20 protein-coding genes are annotated in these 23,253 nt (G+C 29.4%); 2 read left to right on the plus strand and 18 right to left on the minus strand.

Features of this window, described 5'->3' with window-relative positions:
• Window positions 1-8 precede the first annotated feature (8 nt).
• The 18 genes from CLPUN_RS26555 to CLPUN_RS26645 form a co-directional block, all read right to left on the minus strand.
• On the minus strand, window positions 9-221 hold the full coding sequence (locus CLPUN_RS26555; protein ID WP_077850194.1) for a hotdog family protein: 213 nt from the start codon (window positions 219-221) through the stop codon (window positions 9-11).
• Between the two features lie 3 nt (window positions 222-224).
• A complete protein-coding gene (gene accB / locus CLPUN_RS26560) occupies window positions 225-743 on the minus strand; it encodes an acetyl-CoA carboxylase biotin carboxyl carrier protein (RefSeq protein WP_077850195.1) in 519 nt (172 codons plus the stop codon).
• A gap of 16 nt (window positions 744-759) precedes the next feature.
• Window positions 760-1,995, minus strand: coding sequence for a beta-ketoacyl-ACP synthase II (gene fabF / locus CLPUN_RS26565; RefSeq protein ID WP_077850196.1), 1,236 nt, complete (start codon window positions 1,993-1,995; stop codon window positions 760-762).
• Between the two features lie 189 nt (window positions 1,996-2,184).
• The gene (gene fabK, locus CLPUN_RS26570; protein ID WP_077850197.1) at window positions 2,185-3,126 is read right to left on the minus strand and encodes an enoyl-[acyl-carrier-protein] reductase FabK; all 942 of its coding nucleotides are present in this window, start codon (window positions 3,124-3,126) and stop codon (window positions 2,185-2,187) included.
• Between the two features lie 136 nt (window positions 3,127-3,262).
• On the minus strand, window positions 3,263-3,499 hold the full coding sequence (locus CLPUN_RS26575; protein WP_077850198.1) for an acyl carrier protein: 237 nt from the start codon (window positions 3,497-3,499) through the stop codon (window positions 3,263-3,265).
• Window positions 3,500-3,581: 82 nt separating this feature from the next.
• Window positions 3,582-4,559, minus strand: coding sequence for a beta-ketoacyl-ACP synthase III (locus CLPUN_RS26580; RefSeq protein ID WP_077850199.1), 978 nt, complete (start codon window positions 4,557-4,559; stop codon window positions 3,582-3,584).
• A gap of 372 nt (window positions 4,560-4,931) precedes the next feature.
• On the minus strand, window positions 4,932-5,276 hold the full coding sequence (locus CLPUN_RS26585; protein ID WP_077850200.1) for a hydrogenase maturation nickel metallochaperone HypA/HybF: 345 nt from the start codon (window positions 5,274-5,276) through the stop codon (window positions 4,932-4,934).
• 75 nt (window positions 5,277-5,351) lie between these two features.
• Window positions 5,352-8,045 carry an FAD-dependent oxidoreductase gene (locus tag CLPUN_RS26590; RefSeq protein WP_077850201.1) on the minus strand — a complete coding sequence of 898 codons (2,694 nt, stop codon included), beginning with the start codon at window positions 8,043-8,045 and terminating at the stop codon, window positions 5,352-5,354.
• Window positions 8,046-8,102: 57 nt separating this feature from the next.
• Entirely contained in the window at window positions 8,103-8,774 is a 672-nt protein-coding gene (gene hypB, locus CLPUN_RS26595; RefSeq protein WP_077850202.1) for a hydrogenase nickel incorporation protein HypB, read from the minus strand.
• A 1,176-nt stretch (window positions 8,775-9,950) separates the two neighbouring features.
• Window positions 9,951-10,199 (minus strand): hypothetical protein, encoded by a 249-nt coding sequence (locus CLPUN_RS26605; RefSeq protein ID WP_077850203.1) that lies wholly within the window; start codon window positions 10,197-10,199, stop codon window positions 9,951-9,953.
• 19 nt (window positions 10,200-10,218) lie between these two features.
• Window positions 10,219-11,151, minus strand: coding sequence for a hypothetical protein (locus CLPUN_RS26610; RefSeq protein WP_077850204.1), 933 nt, complete (start codon window positions 11,149-11,151; stop codon window positions 10,219-10,221).
• A 54-nt stretch (window positions 11,152-11,205) separates the two neighbouring features.
• Window positions 11,206-12,747: a hypothetical protein gene (locus CLPUN_RS26615; RefSeq protein ID WP_077850205.1), complete on the minus strand. Its 1,542-nt coding sequence runs from the start codon at window positions 12,745-12,747 to the stop codon at window positions 11,206-11,208.
• Between the two features lie 125 nt (window positions 12,748-12,872).
• Complete coding sequence (locus CLPUN_RS26620) at window positions 12,873-14,402, minus strand: hypothetical protein (protein WP_077850206.1); 1,530 nt, start codon at window positions 14,400-14,402, stop codon at window positions 12,873-12,875.
• Window positions 14,403-14,430: 28 nt separating this feature from the next.
• Window positions 14,431-17,103 carry a hypothetical protein gene (locus CLPUN_RS26625; protein WP_077850207.1) on the minus strand — a complete coding sequence of 891 codons (2,673 nt, stop codon included), beginning with the start codon at window positions 17,101-17,103 and terminating at the stop codon, window positions 14,431-14,433.
• 1,054 nt (window positions 17,104-18,157) lie between these two features.
• A complete protein-coding gene (locus CLPUN_RS26630; protein ID WP_242954261.1) occupies window positions 18,158-19,129 on the minus strand; it encodes a phosphotransferase family protein in 972 nt (323 codons plus the stop codon).
• A 351-nt stretch (window positions 19,130-19,480) separates the two neighbouring features.
• Window positions 19,481-20,497 (minus strand): serine hydrolase domain-containing protein, encoded by a 1,017-nt coding sequence (locus CLPUN_RS26635; protein WP_077850208.1) that lies wholly within the window; start codon window positions 20,495-20,497, stop codon window positions 19,481-19,483.
• A 373-nt stretch (window positions 20,498-20,870) separates the two neighbouring features.
• On the minus strand, window positions 20,871-21,536 hold the full coding sequence (locus tag CLPUN_RS26640; RefSeq protein WP_341426912.1) for a MarR family winged helix-turn-helix transcriptional regulator: 666 nt from the start codon (window positions 21,534-21,536) through the stop codon (window positions 20,871-20,873).
• A 155-nt stretch (window positions 21,537-21,691) separates the two neighbouring features.
• Complete coding sequence (locus tag CLPUN_RS26645) at window positions 21,692-22,027, minus strand: winged helix-turn-helix transcriptional regulator (RefSeq protein WP_077850210.1); 336 nt, start codon at window positions 22,025-22,027, stop codon at window positions 21,692-21,694.
• Window positions 22,028-22,250: 223 nt separating this feature from the next.
• Here CLPUN_RS26645 and CLPUN_RS26650 point away from each other — a divergent pair, with 223 nt between their 5' ends.
• Window positions 22,251-22,559, plus strand: a complete 309-nt coding sequence (locus CLPUN_RS26650) for a cupin domain-containing protein (protein WP_077850211.1) — start codon at window positions 22,251-22,253, stop codon at window positions 22,557-22,559.
• Window positions 22,560-22,656: 97 nt separating this feature from the next.
• Window positions 22,657-23,079, plus strand: a complete 423-nt coding sequence (locus tag CLPUN_RS26655; protein ID WP_077850212.1) for a hypothetical protein — start codon at window positions 22,657-22,659, stop codon at window positions 23,077-23,079.
• Window positions 23,080-23,253: the final 174 nt, after the last annotated feature.

Raw genomic sequence — 23,253 nt, forward strand, 5'->3', positions numbered from 1 at the left:
ATTTTCACCTATCCTATAGCAAAAAGTATTTCTGTTTCACAAACTATATTTCCATCAACTGATTCTATTTCTTTTCCTACTCCCATATAATATCCTTTAATTCCAATAATCTCACAGCATAAGCTCAACCTATCTCCAGGTGAAAGCTCATTTTTTAATTTAACTTTATTAGCTGCTGCAAATAATAGTGTTTTTTCTTTATGCTTTTCCATTGCTAACATTCCCTATTCCCCCTTAACTTTAAATAGTGGTTGTCCATACTCTACCATTTGACCATCTTTAACTAAAATTTCAACTATTTTTCCTGCATAGTCACTTTCTATTTCATTCATAAGCTTCATAGCTTCTACTATGCAAATTATTTTTCCTATAGTAGTCTCGTCTCCTACTTTTATAAAGGGCTCACTATCTGGTGAAACTTTTGAATAGAATGTTCCTACCATTGGTGAAGTTATAACCTTTAGAATCTCATTGTCTATAGACATTTCCTTTTCAATTTCTGAATTAACTATACTTCCCAACTTTTCTTCACAAGAAGACTTGAATACTTGACTTATTACATTTTCAGTTGCACTATTAGAAATAGGAGTTAAAGCTTTAGCTTCATCTACTCTATTTTTAATTATTCTTCTCTCTAATGATTTATCCATTTTCATATAATCATTTTCATTTTGAAACTCAAAAAAAGCTAAAGTTGAAGAATCGACTAATTTAATTAGTTCTTTTATTTTCTCAAAATCCATAGCATCCTCCTTTGAATTATTTCCATTTCTTTAAAAGTAAAGTTGCGTTATGCCCTCCAAAACCTAATGAGTTTGTCATGACATACTCTAATTCCTGTTTTCTTCCTACATTTGGTACATAATCTAAATCCAACTCTTCATCTTTTTCTTCATATCCAATTGTCGGTGGTATAAAGCCTTCTTGTAAAGCTTTTGCACATATTATTGCTTCTATTGCCCCTGCTGCTCCTAGTAAGTGTCCTGTCATTGATTTTGTTGAGGATATTGCTACTTTATAAGCACTATCACCAAATGCTTTTTTTATAGCTAGAGTTTCAAATTTGTCATTTAATTCTGTTGAAGTTCCATGTGCATTTATATACGAAACTTCTTCCGCTTTAATTCCAGCTTCTTTCATAGCATCTTCCATGGCTCTTGCTGCTCCAGCTCCGTTTAAATCTGGTGACGTAATGTGGTATGCATCACAAGTTGAACCGTATCCTACAATTTCTGCTATAATATTTGCCCCCCTTGTCTTAGCATGTTCTAATGATTCAAGGATTAATGCCCCTGTTCCTTCTCCCATAACGAATCCACTTCTATTTTTATCAAATGGAATAGATGCTCTCTTTGGATCATTACTTGTATTTAAGGCTTTCATACTTGAGAAACCTGTAATCCCTAATCTAGTTATTGATGCCTCTGCTCCACCAGCAATCATTACATCTGCATATCCATGTTTTATTTCCCTAAAAGCAGCTCCTATATTGTTAGTTCCTGATGCACAAGCTGTTACTATTGAAGTACAAGGTCCTTTCAATCCATATTTAATTGCAATATTTCCTGCCCCTAAATTTATTATTGACATAGGTATAAAAAAAGCTGATATCTTTTTTGTTTTACCTCTATATAGTTTCATAGATTCCTGCTCAATTGTCTCATATCCACCAACTCCAGATCCGAACATAACACCAACTCTCTCTAGATTCACTTCTTCTAAATCAATTTTTGAAGATTTTATGGCTTCTTCTGATGAAATTAGTGAAAACTGTGAGAATCTATCTAATCTCTTAGACTCTTTTTTTCCTATCAGTGTTTCTGGATTGAAATCTTTAACTTCTGCTGCAACTTTTATGTCTATTGACTCTTTATCAACTAAAGTAATAAAATCTATACCTAACTTGCCACTTTTTATATTGTGCCAAAATGTATTAACATCATTTCCTATTGGAGTTAATGCTCCCATTCCAGTAATCACAACTCTATTCTCCATAATTAACTTTCCTCCGTTACATTGCCACTCCATCGCCAGCTTGGATTAACTGACGTAATATAAGTTGAATTTTTTCTTTCAGAGAAAGCAAAAACTTATGCTACATCATTTACTATACCAAGTCTCTTAAGTGATTAATCTCTTCTATATTCAATGATTAGAATCTTACCTAAAAGGAGTATTCTTTAATTAGCAAACATTTTTATCTGAAAATTTTATAAACAATTCTTCTGCATCTTTAAATAATTCTTCTATTATTTCTTTACAAGTTTGCTCTTTATTAATAAGTCCTGCTATTTGTCCTGACATTAATGATCCATTTTCAATATCACCTTCAACAGCTTTTCTTAAAGCACCTGCGCCTAATTTTTCCATTTCTTCAATTGATGCTCCATCTTTTTCAAGTTGAAGATAAGTTCTTGCAAGTTTATTTTTAAGAATTCTAACTGGATGACCTGTGCATCTTCCTGTAACTTCTGTATCTATATCCTTTGCTTTTAGTATTTTGTCTTTATAATTCTGATGTATTATACATTCTTTAGCTACTAAAAATCTTGTTCCAACTTGTATTGCTTCTGCACCAAGCATAAACGAAGCTGCTAATCCTCTACCATCTCCTATACCACCTGCTGCAATTACAGGTATACTAACAGCGTCAACTACTTGTGGCACTAATGCCATTGTTGTTAATTGACCTACATGTCCTCCGGATTCAGTTCCTTCGGCTATAATTGCATCTGCCCCTGATTTTTCCATCCTCTTAGCTAATGCTACTGATGCTACTACTGGTATAACTTTTATTCCATATTCCTTCCATTTTTTTATATACTTCCCAGGACTTCCTGCACCGGTTGTAACAACTTGGACTCCTTCTTCACACACCAATTCAGCTATCTCATCCGCATTTTCTGACATTAACATTATATTTACTCCAAAGGGCTTATTTGTTAGTTTCTTAGTTTTCTGTATTTGTACCCTTACCCACTCTGTCGGAGCTGCACCTGTTATTATTCCAAGTCCTCCTGCTTCACTTACTGCTGAAGCTAAAGAAGCATCTGCAATTCTTGCCATTGCTCCTTGAAATATGGGATATTGTATGTCCAATATTTTCAATAACCTATTTGTTTCCATAGTGAATTCCTCCTATAAATTATAAAAATAAAAAAACAGCTTAATTAACCCTTAATAAGATTCTGTTATGACTTTAGTATTTTTAACTTTCATATGTACACCATTAGTAAATTCTATTAATTGATTTACTTAATCTTTATTGGGAATTTTTATTATTGATTTCTTTTTCTACAAAATTTACTGCATCTTGAATAGTTTTTATATCCTCTGCTTCTTCAATTTCAATATTATATTTTTCTTCTAATTCAGTTATTATTTGAAACAAATCTAGGGAATCTGCACCTAATTCTTCAAGTGATCTTTCCAATCTTACTTCATCCTTATCAATCCCTAATTGTTCACAAATTATTTCTCTTATTTCTTTAAATAACATATATAATCACCTCATTAAATAATATTATTTTATAAATTAGCTATCTTAAATTTTTATGGTACCTTTGTTACAAATTTAAGAGCTACCATTCTACTAATGTTGATGCATAGGTTAATCCTCCACCAAAAGCTACTAAAATGAATTTATCTCCTTTTTTAATTAAATTTTTTTCATGCATTTCATTTAAAACTATTGGTATTGATGCCGATGATGTATTTCCAAACCTATCTAAATTAATATAGAATTTCTTTTCATCTATATCTAACTTATTGGCTGCTGATTTTATAATTCTATAATTCGCTTGATGCGAAACTATGTATTTAATTTCATCTAATACAATATCTGTTTCTTTTAATAATTCGTAAATCGCTTCTACTATAGCCGATGTTGCAAATTTAAACACTTCCCTTCCATTCATCTTGATTAAACGTCTTCTTTCTTTTTCTCCTTTAACAAATGGATTATTAAAATCTGCTGCTCCAATTGTTAATGCATCTCCTTTTCTTCCATTAGACCTTAAATATGATTTTATAATGCCTTTTTCTTCAGATTCTTCATTAGTAAGAACTATTGCACCTCCACCATCTCCAAAAAGAATACAGGTTTCCCTGTCAGTCCAATCTGTGACTTTTGAAAGCACTTCTGCGCCAATTATTAGTGAATTCTTATAATTCATAGACTTCATCATACTTTTTGCTATTTCTATACCGTATAAGAATCCAGAACATGCAACATTTATATCAAAACACGCTGCTTTATCTGCATTTAATTTATTTTGTACTATACATGCTACAGATGGTATAAACATGTCTGGCGAAACTGTTGCCACAATTATTAGCTCAATATCCTCTGCTTTAATATTACTCCTTTCAAGTGCAAGTTTTGCTGCTTTAACAGCAACATCTGATGTATCTTCTTCTTGTGAAATTCTTCTTTCTTTAATTCCTGTTCTTTCAACTATCCACTCATCATCTGTTTCAACAAATTCACTTATTTTTTTGTTTGTAACAACCATGGATGGTAAATATGCGCCAATTCCAGCAATTCTAATATTACTCATATTAATTCTCCTTATGTTTCAAATCTGAATTTTCTAAAATGATAATTGTTTATTCCTTTATTATTAATGAATATATTTTGCACTTTAATTTAAATTTATAAAAGAGCATTTCTTCTAAATGTATAAAAATCGATATAAAAAGTAAAATATATACTATTTTTTGAAATTATATGAAAAATGTTCTTTTTATTCCTTAAAATAGACATTTTATTCTTATGTTATAATTACAAAAAAATAAAAGAATGACTTACTAACTATATTTTCAATAAATGTTATAAACACTTATTGAAAATATAGTTAGCAATTGTCATTCTTTTATTTTCTATTTACTGCAACTCTCTATAATATTTTTATAATCATAAATTTCTTTATTTATTCACAAGCAATAATTTCCTTAATCATAAATTCTTTTCCGCATAATATCTCCCTGTCCTTGCTTCCACAATTTGGACATTGGTTCTTATTTTCAATAAGATTAAAAACTTTATTACAGTCTTTACAAATAGCATTTCCCGGTAATATCTCAATTTCTAATTTTGTATTTTGTAGTAACGTCCCATCCACTGCTACAGGGTAACACACTTGAATATATCTTGGAATCATAGATGAAAGTTCACCAATTTGGAGAACTAATGTATCAATTTTTGTTAATTGATTTTTTCTTGCAAAATTTTCAACTGTTTTTATGACTTCAATTACAACTCCTAGTTCATGCAACAAAACTCACCTCTCTTTTTTCAATTAACAATTTATAAGGTACAATTGGTTTCCTTTAAGGCACCTTGTTAACCATTATTTTTCACTATTAAAAATTGATTGCAATAATTTCACTTGTTTCTTAACAGCAATTCTCACTTTACGTTTTAACGCATGTTTTATTATTGCAGGCTTTAATTCACGAAGCTCTACACCTACACCATCATATCTTTTTACAAGTTTGATTGCGTCATATTTACATTTCGTAGTACAGACCCCACAACCTACACATAAGTATTGATCTACAACAGTTGCACCACATCCAAGACAACGTTCTGTTTCCTTCTTCATTTGCTCTTCTGTAAATATACCTCGCAAATCCTTAAAAGTTTCTTTTGAGTTACTTTCTTTAATGTGGTTTACTTTTTGCCTTGGAAGACGATCATATCCTTCAAGTTCAAGATTTCCTTTATCAAAGGAACGATATTCTCTTTTAATGCGTCCAATAGTTAAACTTTGCCCCTGATGAACATAACGATGAATTGAAATAGCACCCTCCTTACCTAAAGCAATAGCATCAATAGCAAACCTTGGACCTGTTAATGAATCTCCACCTGCAAATACATCTGGCTCACCAGTTTGCAGAGTAACTGGATCAGCTTTTATTGTATTATTAAGATTCAATTCTATTTTTGAATCTTTTAATAATCCACCCCAATCTATTCCTTGACCTGCTGAAATTATGACATTCTCAGCTTTAACTATCTTAGTTTGATTTTCATCAAATTTAGGATTGAACATATTATTTTTATCAAAAACAGAAATGCATTTTTTGAACTCTACAGCAGCAATATGACCATTTTCTATGAGAATTTTTTTAGGACCCCATGAGTTATTGATACTGATATCTTCTGCTAATGATTCTTCAATTTCCCCATCAAGAGCTGGCATTTGCTCTCTACTCTCTAAGCAATACATGTTAACTTTTAATGCACCAATACGTGTAGCAGTTCTGGCAACATCAATTGCAACATTTCCACCACCAATTACGATAGTTTCTCCTTTAATTCTTAAATCTTCACCTAGATTTACTCTACGTAAAAATTCTACACCAGTTGTTACACCTTCAGCATCTTCCCCTTCAATTCCAAGCTTTCTACCAGTTTGGGCACCTATTGCAATATAAAAAGCTTCGAAGCCTTGACCTCTTAAATCATTAAGACTTATATCTTTGCCGATTTCCATACCTGTCTTAAACTCAATATCCAAGTCCTTCAAAATATCTATTTCTGAATCAACTACACTCTTTTCAAGCCTAAAGGATGGAATTCCAAGGGTCAACATACCTCCAAGTGATTTCTGCTTTTCAAATACCGTTACCTTATAACCATCAATAGCTAGATAAAAAGCACAAGAAAGTCCAGAAGGCCCTGCACCGATAACTGCAATTTTATTTCCATATTCATTTTTTATTTCAGGTACATAGCGAGTATCTTTATTTAAATCTTGTTCTGCAATAAATTTCTTTATATCATCAATAGCAATAGGATCATCAACATCCCCCCTAGTACAAGCTGATTCACATTTCCTTGGACAAATGCGTCCACATACTGCTGGGAATGGATTTTCATGCTTAATGAGCTCAAGTGCTTCAGTATATTTACCCTGAGACGCAAGTTTTATATAGCCTTGAATCCCAATATGGGCAGGACATTCTGCTTTACAAGGACTTGTTCCAGTATCTACAACAACTTTTCTATTAGTACGATAATCAAAATTCCATTTATCGGAACCCCATTCTGTATCATATGGAAGAGAACGTTTTTTCTCAGGTATTGGTGTTTTGGTACAGATTTTTTGTCCTAATCTTAATGCATTAACTTGGCAATTTTCAACACATTCCCCGCAAGCAACGCATTTGTCCTTATCCACCTCAGAAACATAATTGGAACGTACCATATCAGTATTTAAGAACATTTCTGCAGTTCTCAGTGACAAGCATGAACATCCACAACAATTACAAATGGCATGAGTTTTTCCGGGTCCATCTGTATTAGGTATCTGATGCACCAATCCATTTGCCTCAGCTTTTTTTATAATTTCAAAAGCTTCTTCACGGCTAATTTTTCTGCCTCTACCTGTTCGAATATAATATTCAGCAGCGTGTCCCATTTGAATACACATATCTTCCTTTAAGTGTCCGCAGCCTTCTCCCATAGCTTCTCTTGCTGTACGGCAAGAACAATCCGATACAGAGAATTTTTCATTTTCATTAAGGTATTTTGAAACTTCTTCATAAGATGCCCTTCTTGTTTCCCCTTTAATTGCATGTTCAATAGGTATTACACGCATTAAGCCTTTTCCTACAGGAAAATTACCTACTGTCTTAGGTCCTCTTATTCTTCCATATGCTTCAAAAGCTTCAGCAATTTGTGGATACTTTTTGACATTTTGTTTGTTGTTAACCATCATTTCCATAACACCTGGAATCCAAGTCTCAAGCCAGTATTTGTCAGCACCATCAATTTCATTAACAAAACAAACACCAGCAACAGCCAAATCCCATAATAATTTTGATGTTTCTTCCACAGATTTGCTACATAAAGAAGCAATCTCTTCTGCACTCTTAGGATTGCGTAACTCTAGACAAAGTCCTATTTCTGCCATTTTCTCTGAAACAACTGGTTCTAAAATCATGTATTCAGGATCATCTGCTTTGATGCCTGATTTCGAACCACGTTTTGATCTATTAATATGATTAGCAAGATCTAATACCCTTTCTTTTACCATATTCTATCCCTCCATTTTTATAGCATATTTTACATTGTCTAAAAACTCAATAAAACTCTATTTTTCATTCCAATTTTTCACTTCTCTACGTATCCAATCCGCCCATTCCTCAATTCCCTGTCCTGTTTTAGCACAGATTTGAATAACCTTAATATTAGGATTCAATTTCTTTACACGCTCTTTAACAGCCTTAAAATCGAAATCAAAATTAGCTATTGTATCTATCTTGTTAATTAGTAGAACATCAACAATTGAAAACATCAAAGGATATTTTAAAGGCTTGTCATCTCCCTCTGGGACACTTAAAATCATGGCACTTTTTGATGCACCAGTATCGAATTCTGCTGGACACACTAAATTCCCAACATTCTCTAAAATTACAAAATCAATTCTTTCTGTTACAAGTCCAGATAGACCTTGTTTAGTCATATCTGCATCTAAATGACACATTCCACCCGTATGTAATTGAATTACTTTTGCACTTGTCTTTGAAATAGTATTAGCATCTACCTCAGAATCAATATCAGCTTCTAAAACTCCTATACTCATTTCATCTTTCAAAGCTTCAATTGTTCTTAAAACAGTAGTTGTTTTGCCTGAACCTGGTGATGACATCAAATTCAATAAAAAAGTCTTATCTTTTTTTAATTCTTCCCTAAGCAAATCTGCTTGTCTATCATTATCTTGAAAAACACTTTGCTTTATTTCAATAACTTTATATTTATCCATATCATCTCTACCCCCATTTTATTTTTAACTTTTTATATAATTATAATGTGAAAACATATATTTGATAACGATATCAAAACAACGACCAAACCTATACAGATTTTTATCTATATAAGCCTAGTTATAATCAAAAGCAAATACATTATCATTTAATTACCTTAATATATTTTTAATACTTCTTATAAAATTATAAAAATTTATTCTATAATTAACAATATACAAAATAGTTATTCTGTATGAATAAATAATCAATTTTTAAATATTTGTTTTCATAACCTTACATATATCTCTTAATTAATTTTTAAGCTTTTCTAAAACTGGAGCATAATCTAATATCTTTAACTATAATCACTTGTGCTCTAATTTTTCTTATTTTAAAGTTATTAGCATTATTTCATATACTGAATATCCATATTTATTATTTCTTTTTTACCCTTGTGTTTTCAAATATTGTGCTAATTTAGGACTAAAATTTAACTCAGTATTTTTATTTGAAGTCAAATTATTTCCGATTGTTCTAATGATTATTCAATTTGTGCCATATATGAAGATTTAAACTTTATATACTAATTTATATATATATTTGCAATTTATTACAAATTGAAATAATTTACTAGTTCTCATTAAAGGTTGCAATTACATCTATTCCACAAACCATTTGAAATTTTTCATCAAGGGACATTTCAGAAATAATTGTTGGAATTGAAGCCTCATCAATCAAGATTACCTAATCAGCTTCAATTCTATGGTTTCATTCACGCCTAGATGATAAAACTGGTCAACAGGTATATAAGCGATTAGCAGAATTACTTTATGTATATGATGAAGTATCCAAAAGTTTAAATATACCAAAGGATTACGAAGTGAATGATATTCCTTTAATTATACAAGATTATTATTTTGACAAGAATGGAAATCTCTCTTATGATGAGTCACAAATGATGGGGGTACTTTAGGCGATACAATAGTAGTCAATGGGGCAGTCAACCTATATTTAGATATGAAAAGGGTAAAAATAAGATTTAAGCTTGAGTATTATTGTTTTGTTTCCACCAATTCCTCTACTCCTGTGCATAGTTATTATTAAATTACAAGACATTAAAATATTAATATCTTGTAATTTATTTTGTTTGAAATGCCTAATTAATTCATTTTAAAATTTACTTTTTTATTGTGTCACTCATTTGTTTGATGATTAGTCAATTCTTCTTTTATAGTCTCAAGCTCATTTGGTTGTTCCACTCTCTCATCTGATTTAACTAGAGTTTCACCAAAATCCTTCACATATTCTGTTGCCCATACTATTGCTTCATCTTTATTAGCAAAATACTTTTGAGTAACTGGGTTTATATACTGAACTACATTTATATCTAAATCATTAGTTAAAACTATTTGTGTATCGGAATTAAAATGATATCTAACCATGTTATTAATCACTCCTTTCTTAAAGTTCACGTGGCACTTGTGTTACAATCAACAAGCCACTAAGAACAGATTTATCCTCCATTTTAATGAAAATAGGGTATTCTCCTGAAATTAAAGGCGAACCCTTTAAGTATCCAAGTTCATAAACCATGCCTTGAGGCAATCCACTGACATCTACTACTGTCCCTATTTTGAATGATAAATATTGTTCAAAATAAGAATATTTTTGAACTACTATTCTAAAGCTATTTAAAGTTTTTCCAGAAGTAGAAGATGTAATTGGAGGCTTATAATCCTCTACATTTATTGAAACTGGTTGAATTAAAGTAATACTATTCCTTGTATAAGGAATTCTATTTTCTATAAATGTAACAGCTGAATCACAAACTATATTATAATCATCTTGACCACAAATAGTTACTTTTGTTTCTACATCAATGTTATACAATTGCTTCTCATGCTCCATATTTTTGCTTAAAACATACTTGTTTTTATTTATTAAGTATTTTGTTTTATAACAAATAACAGGAATTATTTTAGAATACACTCTTGTATAGTCCATAGTTAAATATTGTATCATATACTTATTAGTATCATTCTTATCTATAACTTGACAAGTTGCTTTAAGTATTGCTGGGTTAGGATAATACTGGTCAATTACTGTAGACAGTACATTGTGCCATTCAGTATCGCATGTATAACATGTAATAGGTGTATCTACGCCAGAAACAACAAATTGAGTATCCGAGTTTATTCTTATATTATTTATTGTTATATTATCTGCAATTACAGTTCTTTCAAATGGTACATCTTTGTCTCTTGAAGGACTAAGAAATTGAATAATATTCGCATCTACATCACTGTTAACTGTTGCAATTCCATCAGCAATAGGTATTATTTTACTATAACCAACATTACTAATACTTTGTGCTATACCATCACCAAAACTCATGTTTACTTTCACCTCCTAATTATATTAATGGGGGAATTTCACCCCCTTTTGCTACTACATTACTAATTGTGGATATACTGTTAAGCTACCAGCTCCAGTAATTTTGATAGAAACTTTTAAGACATCAGTAGATAATGTATCTACTGTAATTACCTTACTGCTATTTGAAGTAAATACTGCGTTTCCTTTCAATGTTAATTGCAATTTACCTGCAATATAGTTTCCGCTATAGTTTTGGCAACTAACAGTACAGAAAGTAGTCATATCTGTTCCTTCATATTTGTATGCTGACTTTTCATAGGCTACATTTATATTAGTTGGCACAAATGGATTTAAGTATTCTACTTCTCCAAGTGCATTTACTATCCAAATGTTTTCAGCTTGGTCTATTCCTATATGTGAAGGTTGATTGCTTATTGTATCAGTAATAACGAATTTTTCATTTGCTTCATTAAAGCTCATAAATATAGTAGTTGTTGAAGAAGCACAAACTAAGAATGTATTGCTTTTAGTTCCAATAAATCCTCTGAAATAATCAGCAGTAACTTGAACAAAGTTCTTAAATGTTAATGTGTTTGATGAATTATCTAATGCAAATGTTAATATTCCGTAGCTTGGAATATTAACAGAAGTTGAACCACATGCATTTTCATATACAGCAACGTTAAAATACTTATCTCCATTACTTGCAGTAGTTATAAATGGCTCATAAGTAACAGATGGATTTGAAGCAAATACAGGAAATTGTGTGATAGAACCCCAAGTTATATTCATATCTGCTTCAGTGCAAACTTTATCTAAAGTAGTTTGTGCGGTATCAAACGCATATCTTACAACTCCAAATTTATTAGTTGATGAGTTATGCGATAATGAATAAGTGTAGAAAGAAGTATCACTATTTGATACTATTTGTGAGAAACACGTACTAAAGTAAATATTTGATGTTTTTGCAGTTATACTAAATGTATCTATTGTGCTAGTTGTTTTATTATATCTCTTTAAAATGTTAGTACCATAGCCTTGCTTTCTACCATAGTATATATGAGTAGCATTTTCTTTTATTACTGATCCCCAAGAGTAGTTTGAAAGATTTTCTATAACAGTCATAGCTAAGGTTGTTTTATCTACTTTTACAAAAAATTCTGTGTATGCTTGAGAACAAGAAATTATATAATATAAATAATTAGAGTCTTGTCCACAATAAGCTCTAACTAATGGGTTAGAAGTTGGTACAGATGTATAAACGTTTGAAGTAACTAAACTAACATCTCCATTATTTTCTTTTATTTTTAATAATCTTTGTGCGGTAGAATTTCTTGCACCTATTACCCAAACATAAGATATTGTTGAGTCATATCTATCGCTAACAATAGTATCTCCTTGTGTTTTAAAGTGATTAGCCACTGTGCTGCCTAATAGTAATTTTCGTGACATACTTAGGTCAGTAGCATCTCCAAGTGTTGGAAATAGTTTAAATGGTTTAGGAATCATCTGCACCTTATCATAAAAGTGTCCATTTATAATATATCCTGTTGGAGTCTCCACCACTTTTTGAATTGCTCCTGTTATTGTATTAGAATCTAATATTTTTGCCATAATTTATTCCTCCTTAAATTTAACATAATAAAAAGAAGTATTATTTAATTACTTCTTCTAATTGGCTATTATTTATTTTTTATTTTTTATAATTATCTTTATCATAAAAATTATATTTTATTATCCTATAATATTTTTACTGAAACCCTTAAATTGCCAGTATCATAAATTGTTACTGGTATTGTTAATTTATCAAGATTAGTTGTAGTAACAGTTTTGATTCTCTTATGATCATCTGCAAATTTACAATTGCCATAAAGATTAATTTGTATACTTGCTGGCAAATATTTACCTTGGTAATTTTTAACGTATGCAATTATATTTGTGGTTATATCTGTTCCATTGTAGCTATAAACATCTTCCTCAAAATCAGCAAAAACTGTAATTGGCATTACATTAGAAATCATTTCTATACTTGTATCAGCATATTGAATATAGATATTATTATTACTATCAATTCCTACAGCACCTATTGGAGAATTAAAAGAAGATACCTTTTTATAAGATGCAGTTCCAGAATCCCATGTATATATATGACATCCACTTTCATAAGCAAGCATGATTGTTTGATTATTTAGAACTGGTAAGAATGTTCTATAAATAACCGGATTAAAGCTTGTATAAGATACAAGCTTCCAATTACTATCATCTACTATCTCATAAGTGTATAGAGCTGAGTCAGATACACTCGTGTAGTTACCACCATTTCCACCATTATAAATTATATGTGTCATGTAGTTCTTTCCAGTGCTTGCATCAGTATGCCTTAATAATGTGTGTGTTACACCCATAGTAGCACTAGTAACTAATGGTATTTTGCCTAAAGGATATAATGATGTATCTAAATTAACATTTGATGTAAGAACCGTATCTTTTGAGATATCCAGTACAAATTTTCTAATACCTACATAATGGTCATTCATCCCCATTCCTAATCCATCTCTAACAGAATAAAATACTCCACTATTGTTCATATCTGAAGCTTCAAAATTATAGCTATTACCAGCTGTCAATTTATCAGCTAATAACCATGTTACTGCATTGGCTACTTTGTCATATTTACCAACATTAATAATTGAATTATTTACTGAACTACATGTAAAATAAATATACATATCAGTATCTTTGAGTATTCTTACCGTTCCGACATTTCCCAGATTTGTTACAACAGATTTCATTGTAATTTTATTTAATTGTCCAATATAAACATAACTACCACCTGCTATCCTGTGTATTGTATAGTAAATTTTTTGACTATCTTGACTTATCATGTCCATAAATGGACTATAGCTAGTACTCCAGTCTGGATATGGTATGTTTATCCAAGTTCCATTTGCATCTTTAGTTAATTTATAAATTGCAGCTGGTGAGCTTCCAAATGTTCCTTGAGTTACCACATAACAAGTAGATGGGTCTGTACTATCAATCATATAGCCATTTGTTGTTTTTTGTCTTTCCCAGTTACCATTAACATATGCTGTTTGAGCTAAAGACATTTCATTTAATGCACTTGAAGTTACTGGACAAAAATCAAAAGGGTCTGGAGAAAGTGTATTCTTGTCATACACTTGTCCATTTATAAAAAAGTAATCTGGGGTTTCTATCATTTTAGATATATTACCACTTATAGATGATGAATCTAAAATCTTCGCCATTATTTATTTCCTCCTTTTATATTTATAATTAATAAGCTGTTAAATAATAGTTGCTACTAAATTGACCTTGCACCATTATTTGAACATTAGGTGATATTCCTAATAAGTATTTTTGAACACTTGTCGGTGGAATTAATACATCTAATACAACTATTGAATTATCAATTACAACTAAATGCACTTGATTTTCAGCTAATGCATCAGTTTTTTCATCTACACTAACTATATTATTTTGTATGGTAAATTCTGTACTTAAAATTGCATTATATTTATTTGTATTAAAGATTGTATTAACATCAACAAGCAACGTAGAAGTTATATAATTTTCTTTATCCCAATGTTTTTGATATGTGTATGGTTTAAGATTAGTTAAAATCTTTTGATCACCAAAGTACATATTTCCATTTGAATCTTCAGCTATTTTATTTAAAATGGACATATTAGTATGAATATGTTCATTTAATTTACTAGCATACAAAGCATTAGATTCAATTTTTGTGTAAACTGTACTCTTTGGCGCATAATTATTTAATGTAGTGATTATCTTAGATGAACTGTAAGTTTTATCTGTTCTAACCCTATTATCATCAATAAAATCACTAGAATTAACAGTTGTAGCTCCACCAGTTCCTCCCGTACCACTACCAGTAGACCCCTGAGAGCAGTTTATAACTACCCTTATAGCATCTCCAGTAGTTGATTTAAACATAACTGTATTGCCATCTATAATTTGCCAAGTGACATTATTAATAGAATTGTCAAATCCATCAACCATTCCTATTATTAAATTTTTAGAATTTAAACCATGAGGAACTGAATATGCGTATATTCCCAAAGTTGAGTCATGATCCCAGTCAGTTTGCATTATTAATTTGGTAAAATTTTCTTTACTATTAGTTAATGTTTCAATATCTTTCAATTCATATGCTTGTAAACTACTATTAGCAACTAGCACCTTACCATTATCATAAACAGCTGGCATATCCTTCAAGTCTGTAGTGAATAGATTTTGCAAAGTTAATTCTAAATCTCCATCTGAATTTTGTACACCCGTCATATTTTTAAATTTTATACTCGGAATATCAAAGTAATCAACTCCATCTTTATCTGTAATCTTTTGTATTTTTATCATTGATTCAATAGAGTTTAGATAAGTTATTTGTGTTCCTGTACTATTAGTAACTATAAATGAGCTTGGTTTTACTTTATGATCTACATCAGCTAAATTAACAAACTTAACATTATTTATCTTTGTCTCAACTTCATTAGTAGTGATTAATTTATTGGAATTTGATGCACTAGATGAAATCTCATTAGTTATAGTAGACAAAGTATTGTTTATATTAGTTTGTGTCGCTACTACAGTAGATAAATTTCTAAGGTTAGCTTTTTCTGCATCAGTTACATATCTATAATTTGTTGTATCTTTTAGATCAGCAGTACTAAAAGTGCTTAAATCACTTATTCCGCTGCCACTTCCGCTACTTGTAATTGGATTCCCTTTATATAGCGGCTTTCCATCACTACCCTCAGAGAAATTATCAATTACAGACTTATTGGCATGGTCATGTTTCTTACTTACCGCCTCTGTCAAATCAACATCAGTTTGAGTATACATATCAAGTAATGCTTTATTAGCATGCTCATGTTTTTTTACTACTGCATCTGCTAAGTCTGTATCAGTCTGAGTATAATTAGCTAATAAACTTAAATTAGGTATAATTGGAATATCTGATTTTCTTGCAATTAATGGGTCTATACGAGGTTCTTTATATATTCCTGTTGATTCTGTTATAACATTAAGTGGATTAACTAAAAAATCTCTAGTTGACGCACTTATTACACCCAAGCAAACCCATTTTTTGTTATTATACGTATACCATGTTTGTTCTCCACCTTGTGTTTCATCCGCATCAACTATATATGAATCACCTTGTATCATTCCAGTTGTTATATTTAAATCTGCATAAGTAGCTTTATGATTATCTTTTAATGATATTATTCCAGCTAATGAATTTAATTTCTCTTGTATATTGCCAGTAATACCATGTAGAGAGTTTAGTTCTGCTATTGTAGTAGTTAACCCATCTAAAGTTGTTGCTACTAAATTTCCATTTATATTTTTAATTGTCAACCCATCTATTAATTCTGCTAAATATTTGCTAGTAGTGTCGTTAGACGTCATTTTTACAGTTCCATTTGAATCAGTAGTAGATCCTCCATTAGAAGATATTTCAATAGAATAATTAATCACAATTCTACCACTAAAGGGTTTTTTATTTGTTAATATTATTGTGTTTAGATTTTGAGTTCTTACTCCAACAATCACTTCTTCATCTAAGCTATTATATGCCGTACATTCAATATTTTTTGTGCTAAGATTATGCACTTTTGTCCAAGTGTATTTTTCTTTATCTATAGAATCTTGAACCCAATCTGATGCGTATATCGTAAATTCTTTATTATAATTTATGTTTGGTATATCAATAACCATTTTGCCATCAAATAATAAATTTCCAATTGCGTCTAAAATCAATCGCTCTACGATATTACTTAAGTTTGTATTTGTGCACATATTCGGCATTAAAGAAGATAATGTCATTCCAGTATTTGTTCCAGTTGGCGTTGAATTAAAAGCTGATCCATTGCATATGCTTTGAGCATATTTTTTGCTTAAAATGTAGGCAAGCAAATTTTCCATTTTATCACTCCTTTTCCTTCATAGTTTATTTAAAGAATATCTTGTCATTAATCCTCACAGACTAAAACACGGAGACTTTTATAATATTACACTTGAATCCCAACTTCTCATTAATGCTTCTTGTAAGCATTAATTTTTTCTCTTTCATTTTTGGATTTTGGAATTTTATAAAGTTTTTTTCATTTTCTTGCTTGTTGCTTGAACTGCTGAAGTCTCATTTAAGTCTGTGAATCTAGCCATCCATTAATACATATTCTTCTGCCCCCTTTCCTACATTTAAATAGTTTACAAAACTCTTTCCTTGTTTAATCAATCGTTCCCATTTAATTTTCCTCCTAAATAATTAATATTAAATTTACTTACTTCCGTAAGCATTTACTTTTGGGATAATTTCGATAATTTCCTTTGTTAGGCTAAATAGTAATTTCCACAACAAAAAAATACCTAGCTCATGAATTAAACTAGATATTTAAAAAATTGTATTTATGAGAGGAAACTATCTTTTGTTCCCAATTACTATTATAAAGCTTTTAATTATTTATTTCTTATACACTTTCTCTATTTTTTCTGAAATTTTCCTATAATTTATTTATATTTAAATATATATCATATAAAGTGTCCTATTTAGTGTAACTTGATTAATAAAAGTTTAATATTTTATTCTTATTGTAATGAAAGTTTCACTAACTCAAAAATATAAGTAGCGACACATACTTATAGTAAGAACAAAATACTAAGTGCAGAAAATAAACCTATTCAAATAAATTAAAACTAATATTCTATCAATAGATTTAGTCGACTTTATAGAGTGCCTATACTGGTACATTCCCTTGTTTTTTAATTATCTCTAGGATATTATCACGCATAAATCTTTTGTATATTTTTTCATAAGTTCATTCTTCTTCTCCATATTCTCTGGCACCAGCATTTCCTAATAGCATTTCCTTACTCTCATCAAATATTTTAATACATTTAATCTTATTTTTATAATATATTATGTATTTTTAGTAAAGTTAACATTTACTTATGATAGCACTTATATATATTTTTTTAATTATGTTTGTATTCTTTCCTCAAATTCAGTAATCCATTTTTTTAACATATCTGTTCCAAAATTATATGTGTCCATTGTTTCATAATTTCTATATTTACCTTCTAAACAACAAATTAAGAACAAATAAACATCATACCACTTTGCTCTTATTTTCTGCCTATCATCTAAGCCCTCAATACCATATCCTTGAAAAAAATATCTATTATATGAGTAAGTTCGGAAACCGACTTCCATAAGTTCATCTGCCCATAGGCATCTTTCAAAATCTATAATTCCTGTAATCTTATCATTCAAAACAAAAACATTTCCATTCCATAAATCCCAATGAACAAGCTTAGAAATCTTTACATCTTCAAAATACCCTTTATCTCTATTCAAAAGTTTGATAATATATTCTCCTGAAATCTTCAAGTCAATATTAAGTTGTTTACTATCATCAATAGCATCCTGAACTATACTCTTAAAAACTTCAAACCAACTTCCCCCTTGTTTAGTAGGTTGCCCAAAATATCCAAACTTTTTACCATATATAGAATTTAATTGTTTATTATACATACCAATTTCATAATATATTTTATCTTTTTTAGATTCAGATAGAGTGTCTATTATTGAATTAAAGCTTTTTCCTTCAAGTTTCTCCATTATAAAATAATCAGAATCACAAACAGTATGACTATTATCATAATATATTATCTTTGCCACAGGACAATTTGTTATTTCCTTAACTATCTTCATTGAGGTTACTTCACTATACATTATATTATTCTCATGTGTCATAATTAATGAGTTTGATGGTGGTGCTATTTTTAAAATAACATTAACCCCATTTTCCAATTCTACAAGATAAGCAATATTAAAAAAACCTTCTGTCAACTCTTCTATTTTTATCACTAGAATATTTCCTAGCCCTTTTTGTACCATCTTAATTATTTCTTCATTTGATTTTCTATTTTTTGTAGAACTCTTTATCACTTTTTTTCTCCTCACATATAAACTTTTATGGCTTACTTATATTATTTCACTGTTAATTTTAACATTATTCACTTGTCAATAAATATATATTTTTTAATTCATTATATACATATACAAATTTTTATATTGACAGGATTTATCATCATTATTCTTTTTTGAAACAACAAAAAAGGAGAAACTCTTCCATACTGGGTTTGGTTCTCCTTTATTATTTAGATGCATTATTAAGTTATTATTTTTTTAGATACACAATTAAAGTTGGTGCATTGTATCTTACCTTTAAATTAGGATTTTCCATTTTTATTACAACTTTTTTTCTATTAGAATTTTTTAAAATTCTTATACATCTTTTCATTCCTGCAGGCTTTCTAATAAAGAAAATCCTATATTTTGGTCATCAGTCATACCTAACCTATAATTAGCTAAAACTACAGCTGCAACTTTTTTATCTTTATCAAATCCCAAAAATGAACTAAAGCATCCTGTTCCCCCTCCATGCAAAATAACATTATTATTTTTCTTTAAAATCCACCATCCAAGACCCATATCATACTTACCTTTTCCATTGCCTTGCTTTTTTTGACATTGAAGTAAATAGGGTTTATCTTCGTAAATATTCATTTTTGCATATTTAAGCATATCCTCAGCTGTTGAACTTATTGCACCAGCAGATGATATAATATTACTTTTATTCCATTGCCAATTTCCACAATCATTATTTTTATTATCATATCCATGTAAATTATTATTTAATGTACCTAAATGTGTATATTTTAATCCTAATTCATTTTTCATAAAATTATTCATTGCTTCCCAGTATCCTTTACCTGACACAATCCCTAATGCATATCCAATAAGTGATATACCAAAATTGGAATATTTCCAAGAATAATCTGTATCTTTCAATTTAACTTTTTCAATAATCATCTTCATTCTATTAAAATCCATATTTAATGGATTATTCTTTTTCATATCACCACCGCCACTTATCAAACCTAAAAACATCTTGAAATATTCCATTTTATTTAACGGTAGTATCTCTGAGTATCCTGATGAGTGAGTAATAAGACGGAGTAACGTTGGATAATAATGATTTACTCTAAGTTTTTCAATATATTTTTCTATTGAATCGTCTAATGACATCTTATTCTCCAATACATATTTTGACATTAGAGATGCTGTAAATGTCTTTGTAATTGAACCAATCTCGTAATAATATTGTTTATCTGAATCAATTTCTCCATTTTCATTATAAATTTTTATTTCAGAGTCATTATCTATTAAATAACCAACAGTTAACCTTAAATGATTTTTTCCTCTACAAGTCTTTTTAATTAATTGTAATGTTTTATCACTGATTTCAAACACAATTATTAATCTCCCTTCCTATAGCTTTTAGTTCTTTAATCTTTTTGATAATATTATTAATTAATATTTTTCAAATAGACATTATAATGTCTACTAATATATTTACTTAATTGCATACTATCAATTTATAATAGTTTGCAATTTTATACTTCAGTTTATTAAATTCTTTAAATTTGCATTTTAGACATTATAATGTCTAAATTCATAATACTAAATTATCTATATATAGTCAATATAATGTCTAAATTATTTTAAAAAGTATATAAGTTCTAATTAATTTAATACATTAAACTCTCATGTACCTTAGATGAATGTTAGCCAAGTGTATGTAGTTTATTTATTAGAATGTATATAAAAAGAGCCCTAATCATCGTTATGACTCTTCCTTTAAATTTCTTCTTCTTTCAAATTCTTTAAATACTCTTTCTCTCAATTTACTTAAATCCTTGTCTAAGCTTAAAACTCCATCTGCTTCAAATCCATCCTGCTCTTCACCATCAAAACAATAAATCTTCTTTAGTAGAATCCATAATGTTTCTATTTCACTTGATGATAAATTTTTAAAGATATCTGCCAATAAATAAATTCCAAGTTCATCACACTTTATCAGTACATCAATTCCTTCTTCTGTAATCCTAACATTAACAGCTCTTCTATCCTTAATACTAGGTACAGTTTTTATATATCCCTTTTCTTCCATTATATTTATGAGCTGTTTTACACTTTGCTTTGTGGTTCCTAACTTTCTAGCAATATTATTTATAGTTCTCTCATCCTCTTCTAGATGTGCTAGTGCAACCATTGTCATGTACTGCCTTGATGTTAGTCCTTCAAGATATTTATCACCTACAATTTGTACTTTATTAGTAAGTGAAAATAATGTTGCATAGGCTTGCTGCATTAAAAACAGTTCTTTAATAGCATTCATTAAAATCAACCTTCTTATTTCTAATTTAATTTTCATCATAATAATAACAGAACAATCAAAAGTAATCAATATACTGTCTAAGTCAGTTACTTCCACCACTAATATATTCACTCAATTCTGATTTTGTATCCAGTTTTAGTAAAATTCCCATTAACTTATTATATGGTTCACCATATTAGGTTTAAAGCGAACTTTTTACTTATAGTGTTTTATTTGTTTTTTGAATTGCCTCCTATCTCATATTACAAAAATGTATATACTCCAATTTAATCTTTATGAAAGTGTTTATTTACTTTTATATAATTTTCCCCCCAAATATTCATAGAATCTAAAACTGGCTTTAAGCTCTTCCCTAGTTCTGAAAGTGAGTATTCAACTCTAGGTGGTACTTCAGGGTATACCTTTCTAATAATTAATCCATCAGCTTCCATTTGTCGAAGCTGCTGAGTTAACATTTTTTGACTTATTCCATTAATTCCATTCTCAAGTTGGTTAAATCTTTGTGTTCCATCATCATGCAAATTTCTTAAAATAAGAACCTTCCACTTGTGACCAATAAGTTTAACAGTCTCTTCAATTGGACATAACTTACCACATGTCATTAGCATTCACTCCTATCATATATAAATTGATACTTACTATTTAGTTAGTATAATACAAAATAGTGCCTTCTTGTAAAAAATTAATAACGATTATATTATAATACTGTAAGTTAGGAAAACATAGGAGGAAAATTGTTATGAAAAAATTAAATGCGTTTTTACCGTAAATAAAACTTTAGTAATTAACTTGGATAAATACTATAAATTAAGGAGATATATAACTATGGAAATTTTAAATATTAACGATGTTACAATAAAAAAACAAAGGAAAGCACTATTTACAGAGGGTACAATGGACTCAGGAATTTTATTCTATGAACCTGGTGAAACAATGACTCCTCATAAACATTCAAATTTAGATGAAATATTCTATGTAGTTAGTGGCAAGGGAATAATAACTATAAATAGCATGAATATTTCAATCAAAGAAAATGATGTAATCATATCTCCACATGAAGAAAGCCATGGATTTACAAACAATGGAGATGAAAAATTAGTAATCTTACAAATAAAAAACACTATTGTGAAGTAATTACAATATATATAATCATTAGAATAAAGGAATTAGAAGCTTTTATTTTAATGGTTATTATTTCAAAATATATAAGAAAGAAAGGATATATTATTATATGTACTATATATCTATAATAATCACAATTTTGGCAACTGTAGTATATAACATCAGTCAAAAATCTATTAATCAATCAATAAATCCGTTTATATCAATGATAATAACATATTTTACTGCTATAATATTTTCTGTGTTGGCATTAATTATTTTACCGATAGATCGCAATATTATAAGTTCTCTAAAACAATTAAATTGGGCAAGTTATGTATTAGGGCTATCTGCATTAGGTTTAGAAATAGGATTTTTATATGTCTATAGAAGTGGATGGAGTATAGCCATTGCTCCTCTTTTTGTAAGTATAATTTCAACAATAGTGTTAATTATAGTTGGTATTTTTATTTATAAAACTAAAATATCCTCTATGAATGCTTTAGGAATATGTTTAAGTATAGTTGGATTAATTCTAATGAATAAAAAATAATTCTCTAAGAAAATCCTCTTTCAGCTGTGCAATCAGTACTTTCAGATTTTCATAATCTATCAACCAGCATAAGCCCAGAATAACAAAAATCTTTTCTTCAACTAATAATCAAGCAAATAACAATAAAAGACAGAGAAAAAATAGATACCATTGAACTCCGCTTTGATGATAAAA

Source organism: Clostridium puniceum (assembly GCF_002006345.1).
GTDB classification, from domain to species: Bacteria; Bacillota; Clostridia; order Clostridiales; family Clostridiaceae; genus Clostridium; species Clostridium puniceum.